The organism is Sulfitobacter noctilucicola (genome assembly GCF_000622385.1).
Lineage (GTDB): Bacteria > Pseudomonadota > Alphaproteobacteria > Rhodobacterales > Rhodobacteraceae > Sulfitobacter > Sulfitobacter noctilucicola.
Genome location: NZ_JASD01000008.1, coordinates 1,112,286 through 1,125,097, shown reverse-complemented (window position 1 = coordinate 1,125,097; position 12,812 = coordinate 1,112,286). Strand labels below are relative to the sequence as shown.

Sequence of the window (12,812 nt, the reverse complement as noted above, 5' to 3'; positions counted from 1 at the left end):
CCTCAACAAAATAGTATTCACTCGACAATCACGGTCTGGCTGGCCGCGATAGGAACACCGGCAACAGCCAAAGGACTGTGGTCATTTGCATTCAGGCTGACACTGACCTCAACCTCACCCTTGGGCAGCGCAGCAATATGAAGCCAGTCGCCGTAAAGGCGGCCTAGCTTCTGGCCGTCGATGTAGACATGCGCATGCCCTTCACCCGCCACATGATCGCGGCTGGCATTCTGGGGCGAAAACGCAAAATTGCTGGTCATCACATGCAGATTATAACCCGACATCGGATCTGGCATCACCGTGATTGATACCTCCGGTGCCGCATCGGGTGACACGTCGATAGGTATGTCATGGGCCGCATGGGCGGAATGATCCATCATCGAGTGGTCCGCCGTGGCACCGTGATGTGCCGGATCGTTATGATCATGCCCTTCGAACTGGGCACCGCTTGCGGCGGCAATCGCGAAACCGATGCCGCCTCCGAAGGTCAGCCCGATGACAAACAATGCGAGACTACGGCTCATCAGGATACTCCTAAGCGGATGCGGTCGAGGTGTCGGCCACCCCTTCACGTTGCCAAAAATAGCCTGCGAAGGAGCCGAGCAGGACCCATGCCGCCAGACCCACACCAAAGGCTCGCGCCGCGAAAAGCGCCCCGATTTCGGTAGGGACCGGCCCGACAAGAACGTCAGGCTCTGGTGCGCCGATCAGATGCGGTGCTGCGAGCAGGACCGCCGCCACCCCCCACACCATCCACGTGGTGCCAAATGCCACCAACCAGAGAGCCACTGCCGCGGCACCCACTGTGGCGAACCACCAGATTTGACGCGCTGTAACATCAGCGGCGGCCACGCCTGGTACTTCGGGCGCAAGTGATACGCCCGGTGCAAGGTGAAATACGACGAAGCCGGCAACACCCCAGATCAATCCGGTGCGCCCGTCAATAACCGCACCGCGGTCTTCGGCAATGCCCATCAAGGCGATCATGATCAAAGCGTAACCAGTATAGGTGAGCATGGTGAAAATGAGGCTCAGCCCGTCACGCATCACATCGAAACCGGGCAAATCGGGATGAGCTGTCACAGCCTCTGCGCCGAAGTGAACAAGCTGTCCGCTCTCGTAGAGTTCGGCGTGCAACAATACGGGTTGGACAAAGATCAATTGAAGAATGCCTGCAATCAGGCCTGCGGTCGCTCCTGCAAAGAGCGCGGAAACAAGAAAACGAGAGTACATTCCATGAACTCCTTAGATTGAGGTTACACGCGCAATCCGACCTGTCAAAAACCAAAAAGCGCGCAACCGGAATGGTTGCGGCGACGGCTTTCTTGCGGATCGGTGGCAGGTATCGCCTGACCAGAAAACGAGGTGATCAAGGTCCGGATCAGAACAACCCGCCCGTCACGCCGGCCCCTGCGTCAGTGGCAGGGAAATCCTGTTGCGTGGCGTACGTCATGTGCCGCGTCGTGCAGTGCAGCAGCCTGAACATGTCCGGTCAGAGCAATCACGCCGAAACCCAGTGCAAGCGCGAAGAACGCGGGCAGGATGCGGATGCGGCTCTGTGCCTGTGTAACTGTTGTCATATCGTCTCTCCTTGCCGTCACACCCGACGACCTTTATGTTCCGTTTGCCTGGCAGGTCTCCTGGCTCGCGGGTCGTGGCCTTTTCCCGCCTTCCCTATCTTGCGACAAGTGGCATATCGGGTCGGGCTCACCGCTTACAGTCGCGGGGGCGGCTTCAGCTTGGGGCGCGGACGCCTTGACTGAATTCCCTGTTAGGTCCCGCATAAACACCGTTCATGCATCGGGACACCAAGCTTCTAAGGCTTCGCATTTTACCCGAACATTAGCAAGTTTGATTTGCGACGCTAAAGAAGCACAAAACGCACAGTGGCTGGCGCAAATCGGCTCGCGTGCTCTAAGTATGGCCGCAGAGACCGTGCGAATTGCGCGAATCCCAACAGAATTGGCGGACGATGCGCAGATCACTTAGCAAGACTTCTCTGGCGATCCTCTATTTGCTGACCGCAATCGTTCTGTTCGACGCTATGGGTTTGCTTATCAAGCGACTGTCGGTGGCCTATAGCGCCGCAGAACTCTCTGCTTACAGGAATATTTTCGGTTTGATCCCCGCCGGGTTGGTTCTTTGGGGCTCCGCCGAATGGCATCACAAGGGGCGGATTCTCCGGTTGCGGCAATGGCGGCTGGCTCTGTTGCGCGGCGTGATCCTGACGGGTGCACAACTGTCGTTTTATATGTCGCTGGGGTTACTGACTTTCGCCACGGCTTCGACCATCACCTATGCCAATGCGCTTTTTCTGGTCGCGCTCGCGGTGCCCCTGCTGGGAGAGAAAGTGGGCCTGATGCGATGGGGCGCAGTGATTATCGGTTTTATAGGAGTGATTCTTATCGTCGGGCCGGGACGCGACACTTTCTCTAATGCGGCGCTGCTCCCGCTTTTTGCCGCCTTTTGCTATGCGCTTGTTGGTGTGACGGCGCGAATGATGGACGATGCAGTCCCGACCGCGCTGATAAATCTTTATTCTTCAACAGTAGCGGCGGTCGCGGCATTTTTGCTGGTGCCGCTCTTGGGAGGCTTTACCACGCTACAGAAAACGAGCGATCTGATCTGGATCGCTGGCATGGGTGCCTTTGGCGGGACCGCTGTCCTGCTGCTAATCACGGCCTACCGCACAGCCGACCAAAGCGATCTGGCCCCGTTCAGCTACTTCGGTATTCCCATCGCCTTCTTTTTAGGCTGGCTGTTTTACGGCGAAGCTCCTTGGGCAGAACTTTTCCCAGGCGCACTGCTGATTGTGGCCGGCGGTTTGATCATCATTTGGAGGGAACGGCAGCTGAGGCAGGCTCAGACCACCACTTCCTCCGCCACCTGAGCGCCGACGCCGAAAACACGCTTGTAGCGGTCGATTTCGGATTTGGGGCCCATCGCCTTGTTCGGGTTGTCTGACAGTTTGACGGTAGGTGCGCCGTTCGCGGAAACCGCTTTGCACACAAGCGAGAACGGCGCGAGCGCGTCATCGGGAACAAGGTTGCGGAAGTCGTTGGTAAGCAGTGTGCCCCAACCGAAAGAGACGTTCACCTTGCCTGCAAACTGGGCATGCAGGGTCTTGATTTTGTCCACATCAAGACCGTCACTGAAAATGACGCGCTTCTGCGCCGGGTCTTCGCCGCGTGACTTCCACCAGTCTATCGCAATCTGCGCAGCTGTCGCGGGATCACCGCTGTCAACGCGGATACCTGTCCAGCCAGCGAGCCAGTCCGGTGCGTTTTCAAGAAAGCCTTTGGTGCCGTAGGTATCCGGCAGAATGATCCGCAGATTGCCTTCATGTTCGTCATGCCAATCCTGCAAAACGTCATAGGGCGCACGCGCAAGCGCGGCGTCATCTTCGGCGAGTGCTGCATAGACCATAGGGAGTTCGTGCGCGTTGGTGCCGATAGCCTCCACTTCGCGGCTCATGGCGATCTTGCAGTTTGAGGTGCCGGTAAAGGCAGGCCCCAACCCTTCACTCATGGCTTGTACGCACCAGTCCTGCCAAAGATAGGAATGGCGCCGCCGTGTACCGAAGTCGGCAATCGACAGATCAGGAATGCCACGCATCGCTTCGATCTTTTCCCAGACACGTGTCATGGCGCGGGCATAAAGTACCTGAAGCTCGAACTTGCCCATCTGGTCCAGAACGGAACGACCGCGCAATTCCATCAAGATGGCGAGCGCCGGAATTTCCCAAAGCATGACCTCGTGCCATTTCCCCTCAAAGGTCAGCTCGTACTGATCGCCTTTGCGCTCAAGATGATAGGGAGGCAGCCGCAAACCTTCGAACCATTCCATAAAATCGGACCGGAACATCTGGCGCTTCCCGTAGAATGTGTTGCCCCGCAGCCATGTACTTTCGCCGCGGCTCAGCGAAAGGGAGCGCACGTGATCGAGCTGCTCGCGCAACTCGCCTTCATCGATCAGCTTTGCCAATGGCACATGCTTGGACCGGTTAATCAGCGAGAATGTGACCTGGGTGTCCGGCTTGTTGCGAAAAATAGACTGACACATCAGAAGCTTATAAAAATCAGTATCAATAAGCGACCGTACAATCGGGTCGATCTTCCACTTGTGGTTCCAGACGCGGGTGGCAATATCGACCATGAGGTGTTCCCTTGTAATTGGGCCCTTTTTCGCAAAACTGGCACGGGAGGGGCAAGGGCGATTTGCAGCTTCCTTCAAATCAGCAGAATGCCGCACTAATCGAGGATGAATTGCCCCATGACTCCAACCGACATTCTGACACCTATTGTTCTGATATTGGCCTTCGTCGGCTTTGTCTGGTGTCTAAGAGTTTATCTGTGGGTCACAATCGCGTTGACGGCTGTGCTGGCCATCTTTTTCGCGCAGCAGTTCTCGCTGGACGTCATCACCCCGTTCCATTGGGCAGGCTTCGCGATCGTCGTGATTTTCGCACTTGGCGCGGTAAGTTTTTTGCCAGAGCGCCGTGTCAAAGCGGTAAAGCCGGGAAACAAGTCAGGTGGCAAAGGGCGCGAAGTGGTGATCGACGGGACCAATGTGATGTATTGGGACGGGGAAGCCGATCTGAACACGCTAAAGTCGGTCGTGGATTTCTTTCTAAGCAGAAATACGATTCCGATTGTGTTTCTGGACGCGTCCTCGCGGCATCACCTTGGCGACAAAAGCCTGAATGAAAAGGGATTTGCCAAGGCGCTTGGTCTGACAAGGGACAGGGTCATGGTGTGCCCGGCACAAACCGAAGCGGACGCATTTATCCTCAAATTTGCCAAGGAAGAGGGCCTGCCGATTGTATCGAACGACCGGTTCGGGGATCGCGCGCAGCAGGCAAAAGGCATCAAGCTGATCAAAGGTTTATTTGTCCGTGGCAAACCTATCCTTGAGGGTCTTTGATGTTCCGCCTTCAGCCGAAGGAAACGCCCGCGCTTTTCATCGCATCCTTTGCGGCTGCGAGTGAGCCATTCACATCAATTGCGCGACACAAATCCTGCTTCACTACGACATCGAACCCCAGTTTTGCAGCATCAACAGCCGAATAGTGAACGCAAAAATCCAGTGCGAGGCCAACCATGGTCACCCGGTCAATACCGCGCGTCCGCAGATATCCTTCAAGTCCTGTTGGCGTCTGATGGTCGTTTTCGAAGAATGCGGAATAGCTGTCGATGGCCGGATTATAGCCCTTTCGAATGATCAAATCGGCACGGTCCTGATTCAGTGCCGGATGAAACGCCGCCCCGTCGCTACCTTGAATGCAGTGGTCGGGCCACAGAACCTGCGGTCCGTAAGGCATCTCGATCAGTTCCATCGGCTGGCAACCAGTGTGAGAAGACGCAAAAGAGGAATGTCCGGAGGGATGCCAGTCTTGCGTGAGGATAACAGCCTCGAACTCCGACATCAGTGTATTGATGCCAGCGACGATCTCGTCTCCTCCTGACACAGCCAGCGCGCCGCCCGGACAAAAATCGTTCTGAACGTCGATGACAATAAGCGCGTGCATGAGATTTCCTTCCAAGAATAGGTTAAGCTTGGTTTTAACCCAGCGCCCCCTTGCAAAATAGCCCCCTTGAGGCCTATTTCACCGCCCATGTACACAATCGCCGCGCTTTATCATTTCACCCGCTTTGCCGATCCCGCAGCGCTCAAGCCTGCGCTGTTGGAATTATGCCTGTCACAGGATGTCAAAGGCACACTGCTGCTTGCAAACGAGGGCGTTAACGGCACCATTTCTGGCCCGCGGGCCGGTATTGATGCAGTGATCGCACATTTGCGCGGCCTGCCAGGCTGTGCCGATCTGGAATGGAAAGAAGCGACGTCTGAAACCCCGCCGTTTCCCCGTATGAAGGTCCGCATCAAACGCGAGATCGTGACCATGGGCCAGCCGGATGTTGATCCGGCCAGCAAAGTCGGAAACTACGTTGCGCCACAGGATTGGAATGCACTGATCCAAAGCCCTGACGTGGCGGTCATTGATACCCGCAACGATTACGAAGTTGCGATTGGCACCTTTGAGGGGGCGATTGACCCACAGACCAAGAGTTTTGGCGAATTTCCCGAATGGTGGGAGCAGAACAAGCACCGGTTTCACAACAAGAAGGTCGCAATGTTCTGTACCGGCGGCATCCGCTGTGAAAAATCGACCAACTATCTGCTTGGGCAAGGGGTTGAAGATGTTTTCCACCTCAAGGGCGGCATTTTGAAATATCTTGAAGAAGTCCCGCAAGAAGAGAGCACCTGGGAAGGCAACTGTTTTGTCTTTGATGCGCGTGTGAGCGTCGGACACGGTCTGCGCGAAGGCGACCATGTACTATGCCACGGTTGCCGCCAGCCTATTCTGCCCGCAGATATGGAGCGGCCCGAATACGAGCAGGGCGTAAGCTGTCACAAATGCATTGATCAGACATCAGATTGGGACAAAGACCGGTTCCGTGAGCGTCAGAAACAGATCAGGCTGGCCGAGGCGCGGGCCCAGAAGACGTAAGGCCCGGCGAACGCGGTCTGCTGCGCAGCAACAGCCAAACCATGATCGCAATGTTGAAGCCGTTCCAGACGATCCCGTTGATGAATGCCCACTGATAAGACCCCGTCCAGTCGTAAATCTGACCGGACACCCAGCCCCCCAGCGCCATTCCCATAATCGTCGCCATCAGGACAAATCCAACGCGAGCCCCCGCTTCGCGAGCCGGCATGTACTCGCGCACGATCAGTGCATAGCTGGGCACGATACCGCCTTGGGACAGACCGAAAACCAGACTGACGATGTAAAGCGACACGAGGCCACCCGCCGGCAGGTATAAAAACAAAGCGATGCCTTGGAGGGTCGACCCGATCAGAAGGGTCCGCACGCCGCCCAAGCGGTCGGCCAACAGACCGGACAATATGCGCGAACCAACCCCGCCCAGTAGCATGAGCGACAACATCTCGGCTCCGACGGCAGGTCCAAAGCCCATATCGACACAGAGTGCCACGATATGTACCTGCGGCATCGACATCGCGACGCAACACGCAATACCTGCAAAGCCAAGAACATAGGCGAGCGTCCGGTGACTTAGCCCCGATGAGCTGGCGTTCTGTACCGAAACGGCCTGCGCCAGATTTCTTGTCTGCACGCTGACCTGCCTGCGCAAAAGAAGCGCGAGGGGCGTGACTGTGAGGGCCGTTACAAGGGCGAGCAGCCCATACGTCGCCCGCCACCCGTCGTTTTCCAACACACCAGCCAAGACCATCGGCCAGATCGCGCCGGACAGGTAATTACCGCTCGCCACCAAGGCGACTGCGATCCCTCTGCGCCGCACAAACCAATGAGAGATATCCGCGATCAAAGGACCAAAGCCCACGGCAGAAGCAAAGCCGATAATCAGTTGGGCAAACGAAAGCACGGCAATAGACTGTGATAGAATGGCGAGCCCCAAGCCCGCCAGTATTCCAAGTGCCGCCAATATCAGCGAGACTGTCACTCCGAACCGGTCAAGCGCGCGCCCTATTGCAAAGTTGCCCAGCGCAAACCCGATCATGTTCAATGTGTAGGGTAGTGATGCCTCCGCGCGGCTGACGCCGAATTCTGCCTGCACTGCGGGCATGATGACCACGATAGCCCACATGCCTGCATTGGCGACAATCGCCACCAGCATGGTGATGCCCAAACGGCACCAAGCATAACCGCTGTCTGTGTCCATTGATTGTGCTGACATGGTAATGTCCCGTCCTTCATCAGCATCAAGCGCCAAAGCTAGGGAGTGTGCAAGTGCTTCACAAAAGTAGCAGCGATTTTAGCTGTTAAGCTCTCCTTAGCCCCATCCCCCTATGCAGGTCCTTGGGTGAATAAAGGTGGTGGAGATGGGTGCGCAAGCGAACGCAGCGCCAGTCATCATCAAACGTAAAAAGGTCGTTGGCGGCGGAGGGCATCATGGCGGTGCCTGGAAAGTCGCATACGCGGATTTCGTAACCGCGATGATGGCCTTTTTCATGTTGATGTGGCTGCTGAATGCAACAACTGAACAACAACGCAAGGGTCTTGCGGATTACTTTACGCCAACGATTCCGATCAACCGGATATCAGGGGGCGGTGACGGTGCCTTTGGCGGCGACAGCATCTTTTCCGAAATGACGTTGCCTCAAAACGGCACCGGAGGCACTGAAACGCGCACTGCGCAAGAACAGAACGCCCGGGGCGATACCGGTGCCGAAACGACTGTTGTTGCTCGCGAAACGGATGAGCTGCGTGCAATAGAAGAAGCTCTTGTAGGACGTGGTGGTGAAACTCAGGTGATGGAAAACCTGATGCGTCACATCGTGACACGGATCACCGACGAAGGTCTGGTGATCGAGCTTTTCGAACTAGAACAGGTTCCGCTGTTTGAGGAAGGCACCGATACACCGACGCAATTGCTGAAAGATCTGGTTACGGTCATTTCCTCTACAGCCAAGGCTGTTTCGAACGATATCGCTGTTGGGGGGCATGTGGCAGCCAGTCCGATCGTGATTGCGCAAAGCCCGGCATGGGAAATGTCTGAAAGACGGGCCACACGCATTCGGTTGATGCTTGGAGAGTCGGAGATTTCCGCAAAGCGGGTCATGAGAGTGACAGGTCACGCAGACCGCGAACCGGTGCTATCGAACACAATGGCCAAGCGGAACAACCGTGTTGAAATTATCCTGTTGCGGGACACATCGCGGGACTGACCCGGACCAGATGTCAGAATGCAAATACACGGCATTTTATCTGTTAGCGCGGCATTAAGCGCGGCAGCCTATGCGTTAAACGGACGGATTTGATACATCAGAAAGGCGTGTCTTACTTATGACTATTTCTTCTTCGCTCAATGCCGGGGTGGCAGGCCTGCAGGCGAACGCAACGCGGCTTGCCTCTATCTCTGACAATATCGCGAACTCATCTACTTTCGGATACAAACGGGTCGAGACTGACTTTCATTCAATCGTGATTGCATCGCGCGGCGGCACCTATTCTGCGGGCGGCGTGCGCGCTGTTACGGAACGGCTGATCGACCAACGCGGATCCCTCGTGTCCACCAACAACGCCACAGACCTCGCCGTGCGTGGCCGTGGTTTTTTGCCGGTGGCGCAAGCATCTGAGGTGCAGGTCGCCAATGGTGATACGCCAATGTACCTCACGACGACCGGTTCATTCCGCACAGATTCAGAAGGATATTTGCGGTCAAATTCCGGTCTAGTTCTGTTGGGGTGGCCTGCGCAACCGGACGGGACGATCCCAAGCTACCCTCGCGACACTGCCGACGGTCTGGAACCTGTCCAGATCAATGTGAACCAGTTCTCGGGTGAACCGACAACGCGGATGACGCTGGGCGTCAATCTTCCGGCAACAGAAACTGACGCCGGTTCTGTAGGGGACCCTTCAGAGCTCTCCGTAGAGTACTACGACAATCTTGGTACGTCCGAGAATATCAACATCACTTTCACACCGACAGTGCCTGCCACCGGATCATCAAATACCTGGACGCTGACCATGACAGATTCGGTCGATCCGGCGGTGACCATTGGGGAGTATACGTTGGAGTTTGCCGATGACCGAACGGCCGGGGGGACCTTGCTCTCCGTCACTTCTGCTGGTCCGGGCGGCACATATGATCCCGCGACGGGAACCCTGATCGTGGATGTCGCTGGTGGGCCGATTGAAATTGATATCGGGCAGATCGGAGAAAGCGACGGCATCACGCAACTCTCCGATAACTTCGCACCAATCTCAATCTCCAAAGACGGATCGCCCGTGGGGAACATGACCAATATCGAAGTCGACCCCAACGGGTATGTTTTTGCCTATTTCGACACCGGGATCACCCGGGTCATCTATCAGGTGCCACTGGTTGATCTGCCCAATCCGAACGGCATGGTCGCACTGGATCAACAGACCTACCAACCTTCTGTGGATAGCGGATCATTCTTTCTGTGGGACGCAAGTGATGGTCCGACAGGCGATATCCTGTCCTTCGCGCTTGAGGAGTCGACAACTGATGTCGCGGGGGAGCTGACATCAATGATCCAGACCCAGCGCGCCTATAGTTCAAACGCAAAGGTGATTCAGACAGTCGAGTTATCCTTGGCGCTAGAGACGGATTTACCGGTTGAGATTTCGTTCTGCGTCCCGGCGAGGTTCGAGTTGATAGACTTGAGAGTTTGCAGTGCGACCATTGCACTGTTGTTTGTAAGAATGCTCGACATGAAGCTGTTCCTTTAGTCATTGACGCTTTGCGTCCGTTATGTCCCACCCCTGACGGGGCTGAACGACATGTCTTTCTGACGAATGCAGCCGCTTGATTAGAATACGACGCGCCACCCGACCTCGGATGCAGTTCCAGATTTGGCCTATCTAGATTAATGAATGTTGAACCCTACAAAGCCATTTCGGCCTGTTTTTATTCAAACGCTCATGCGCGCCGTTCCACCGATGCATCGATACCCAGCGAAATATCGCGCCGTTTTCCATCAGCTCCGTAGGTTTCCAAAGCACCCTTCACGTCTTTCAAATTGGCAATCCGCGTTGCCACTGAGCGGATGCCTTCCATGGTGCCATCCATGAGTTTTTGGTTCCGCTTCACTTTTTGGTCGAGCAATCGCATGGCCGCCAGATCTGTCTGCGGCACCTCGTTCATCGCATCAATGAGCGCCTCTTTCGGCACAAAAAAAGCCTGTAAACTCTCTAAATCCCCTTTCAGCAGCGCCTCACGTTCTGCATCCAACAGTTCATTCAGCTCTGTTATCTTCTGGCTGTTTCTACCGGCCGACATTGTCTTTCTCCTTTAACGCTTCATATATCGATTCGCTCAACCCGATACCGCCTGCGCGTACCATCGCCAGCGCATGTTCTTTCACCAAAAAAGAAGCAAACTGGTCCTCTCCGGCCCCGCCGCCGAAGCTTTCTCTCGATGTTCCAAGTCCTGCAGATTTGAGCATTTCCGCTAGAAAGCTGGCTTCGAGTTGTTGAGCGGCCTCCCGCAAAGCGCTCTCATTCTTCGGAAGCGATAGACTGCTGCCGATGGGCTGGATCTGGGTCATGAGAGAGGTCCTTAAATTGCGGGCTATTTTTGTGATCCTGCCTCGCATTCAGTAAATATCTGGTAACCCTGTTGGCGCATAAGCGACGAATACAGAGAAGAACTCTCGGGGAATTTATGCAGGCCAATCCACTTCTGACTTTATCGAATTCAAAGGGTGCCGATCTTCAAACGTCCCGGCAAAAAATGACGATACCAGGAGCGCCTCTACAGGGGGACAACTCAAAAGAGATGGTGACTGATCCGCTTCCATTCGGCAGCGTTCTGGCGCAACTGAATGAGGTTTCGAAAGAGCCTCTGCCTGCCGCCGCCAATTCTGAAGCGGTAATTGAGATATACTCTGATGCTGATGAAAAAACTCCGGATCAAGCATTGTCCGAGAATAATGGACCAGTCCGTCAAAAACGCGCACCGGCAGATGCTGCGGTGCAGACCTCGACGATTACCGAGCCAATCCAACCGATTGAAACAGCAGATGAAGGTCCATCACCAGCCTCACTGGAGATTTCGAAACCAGCTGAAAGCGCTAAGGAGTTCGTAAATGACAGGCCGAGGCCAGCGTTAAATCACACTAGCGATCACAAGGTTGCGGACAGGAGGCGGAGCGATGAGGCCCCGCCACATCCCAAAAGCCAGAATGGCCATACAAATCTTGAAACCGCTGCCAGCATCGCAAAACCGCCTCCCGAAGCACGGCATCCTTTCAACAGTGAACAGACCGAGCCGACAAATTCCTCTGTCACGCCAGAGAATAGAGAGATGTCAACAGTAGAAAAAGCCGCCCGTGCCGTCTCCGTTGATGGAGAGTTAAAGCGCCAGCCAGTTTCGGACCATCCGCCAAAAGCGGGGATGGAAAAACCGCCATCCCAAATCGGGCAGGGCGCCAACGGCGTGTTCCTCCGCGGAAGCAAAATTGAGTTCTATCCGCAAGTGACCGATAAGCAAGAAGGACGACGTGAACCAATAAATCTAGATGCGGGGGTGCAAAGCAGCACGGCAAGTCCAACAGTGGCGCTTTCGGTCAAGAAAGCGGATATCACACTGGCAAATACGCCCGTGCAATCCCTGCCGAACGTACATCCCCCCTCGCGAAAGACGCCTGAAAAGACCATCTCTGAATCGACGCACGCTCTGCCGGACCAGCAAACGAAACTGACTTACAGTGGATTTTCTCAAGCGCGTTCTGGCCACAGCGCAATCTTGTCCAAGCAAACAACCCCTCAGGTGATGTCCCCTTCGTTTGCGCTTCGGGATGCCGGAGGGTCATTGGAAACCGATGCCTTTTCTCTAAGGACAGAAGCCGTGCAGCAACAGGCAACGCTGCAAACTCAATTCAGTCCGACCCGCATGGATTTGCCCCATCATATCGCCCGTCAAATCGCCGACGTTATGCAGCATATGCCAAGCAGGCCCATTGAAATTTCGCTTAGTCCCGAAGAATTGGGTCGTGTGCGCCTTGCCATGACATCGTCAGAGACCGGAATTATGGTCAACGTCCTGACCGAGCGACCTGAGACGCTCGACATGATGCGTCGGCATATTTCTTCGCTTGAAGCTGCGTTTGAGGAAATTGGTTATAGGGATATCTCCTTCTCTTTCAGCGGCGGTGGTGGTGCTGATAACGAAACAGCAGATCAAGCATCACCAAAAGCCACACAAAAGCTGTCGTTAGACGCGGACGTTTCTCATCCACCGGACCATATCACAGTCTCTACCGGAGTAACGTCCGGTCTCGATATTCGGCTTTGAACAGGA

General features: G+C 55.3%; 14 protein-coding genes and 1 riboswitch. Of the genes, 6 read left to right on the top strand and 8 right to left on the bottom strand.

What is annotated here, in order from left to right; translation table 11 throughout:
* Positions 1–17 precede the first annotated feature (17 nt).
* The 3 genes from Z946_RS0109250 to Z946_RS21385 all read right to left on the bottom strand — a co-directional run bounded on the left by Z946_RS0109250 (position 18) and on the right by Z946_RS21385 (position 1,580).
* Positions 18–524, bottom strand: a complete 507-nt coding sequence (locus Z946_RS0109250) for a hypothetical protein (RefSeq protein WP_025055454.1) — start codon at positions 522–524, stop codon at positions 18–20.
* Between the two features lie 10 nt (positions 525–534).
* The gene (locus tag Z946_RS0109245; protein ID WP_025055453.1) at positions 535–1,233 is read right to left on the bottom strand and encodes a CbtA family protein; all 699 of its coding nucleotides are present in this window, start codon (positions 1,231–1,233) and stop codon (positions 535–537) included.
* Between the two features lie 182 nt (positions 1,234–1,415).
* A complete protein-coding gene (locus tag Z946_RS21385) occupies positions 1,416–1,580 on the bottom strand; it encodes a CbtB domain-containing protein (protein WP_081780807.1) in 165 nt (54 codons plus the stop codon).
* Positions 1,581–1,613: 33 nt separating this feature from the next.
* A riboswitch (cobalamin riboswitch) is annotated at positions 1,614–1,828 on the bottom strand.
* Positions 1,829–1,972: 144 nt separating this feature from the next.
* Here Z946_RS21385 and Z946_RS0109235 point away from each other — a divergent pair.
* Positions 1,973–2,890: a DMT family transporter gene (locus Z946_RS0109235; RefSeq protein ID WP_025055452.1), complete on the top strand. Its 918-nt coding sequence runs from the start codon at positions 1,973–1,975 to the stop codon at positions 2,888–2,890.
* Here Z946_RS0109235 and pncB read toward each other — a convergent pair.
* Positions 2,863–4,155: a nicotinate phosphoribosyltransferase gene (gene pncB, locus Z946_RS0109230; RefSeq protein ID WP_025055451.1), complete on the bottom strand. Its 1,293-nt coding sequence runs from the start codon at positions 4,153–4,155 to the stop codon at positions 2,863–2,865. The genes Z946_RS0109235 and pncB overlap by 28 nt on opposite strands.
* 117 nt (positions 4,156–4,272) lie before the next feature.
* Between pncB and Z946_RS21085 the strand changes: the two genes are divergently transcribed.
* Entirely contained in the window at positions 4,273–4,923 is a 651-nt protein-coding gene (locus Z946_RS21085; protein ID WP_025055450.1) for an NYN domain-containing protein, read from the top strand.
* Positions 4,924–4,933: 10 nt separating this feature from the next.
* On the opposite strand, the gene pncA is transcribed toward Z946_RS21085, so the two are convergent.
* Positions 4,934–5,527, bottom strand: a complete 594-nt coding sequence (gene pncA / locus Z946_RS0109220; RefSeq protein WP_025055449.1) for a bifunctional nicotinamidase/pyrazinamidase — start codon at positions 5,525–5,527, stop codon at positions 4,934–4,936.
* 87 nt (positions 5,528–5,614) lie between these two features.
* On the opposite strand from pncA, the gene trhO reads away from it, so the two are divergent.
* Positions 5,615–6,508, top strand: a complete 894-nt coding sequence (gene trhO, locus Z946_RS0109215; RefSeq protein WP_025055448.1) for an oxygen-dependent tRNA uridine(34) hydroxylase TrhO — start codon at positions 5,615–5,617, stop codon at positions 6,506–6,508.
* Here the strand turns inward: trhO and Z946_RS0109210 are convergent.
* Positions 6,474–7,718, bottom strand: coding sequence for an MFS transporter (locus Z946_RS0109210; RefSeq protein WP_025055447.1), 1,245 nt, complete (start codon positions 7,716–7,718; stop codon positions 6,474–6,476). The genes trhO and Z946_RS0109210 overlap by 35 nt on opposite strands.
* A gap of 145 nt (positions 7,719–7,863) precedes the next feature.
* On the opposite strand from Z946_RS0109210, the gene Z946_RS0109205 reads away from it, so the two are divergent.
* Together Z946_RS0109205 and Z946_RS0109200 are read left to right on the top strand one after the other, a co-directional pair.
* Positions 7,864–8,709: an OmpA/MotB family protein gene (locus Z946_RS0109205; RefSeq protein WP_025055446.1), complete on the top strand. Its 846-nt coding sequence runs from the start codon at positions 7,864–7,866 to the stop codon at positions 8,707–8,709.
* A gap of 118 nt (positions 8,710–8,827) precedes the next feature.
* On the top strand, positions 8,828–10,240 hold the full coding sequence (locus Z946_RS0109200) for a flagellar hook protein FlgE (RefSeq protein WP_025055445.1): 1,413 nt from the start codon (positions 8,828–8,830) through the stop codon (positions 10,238–10,240).
* Positions 10,241–10,430: 190 nt separating this feature from the next.
* Here the strand turns inward: Z946_RS0109200 and Z946_RS0109195 are convergent, their stop codons facing one another.
* Entirely contained in the window at positions 10,431–10,790 is a 360-nt protein-coding gene (locus tag Z946_RS0109195) for a hypothetical protein (RefSeq protein WP_025055444.1), read from the bottom strand.
* Positions 10,777–11,058: a rod-binding protein gene (locus tag Z946_RS0109190; RefSeq protein WP_025055443.1), complete on the bottom strand. Its 282-nt coding sequence runs from the start codon at positions 11,056–11,058 to the stop codon at positions 10,777–10,779. The genes Z946_RS0109195 and Z946_RS0109190 overlap by 14 nt, the downstream gene beginning before the upstream one ends.
* A gap of 116 nt (positions 11,059–11,174) precedes the next feature.
* Between Z946_RS0109190 and fliK the strand changes: the two genes are divergently transcribed.
* A complete protein-coding gene (gene fliK / locus Z946_RS0109185; protein WP_081780805.1) occupies positions 11,175–12,806 on the top strand; it encodes a flagellar hook-length control protein FliK in 1,632 nt (543 codons plus the stop codon).
* Positions 12,807–12,812 lie beyond the last annotated feature (6 nt).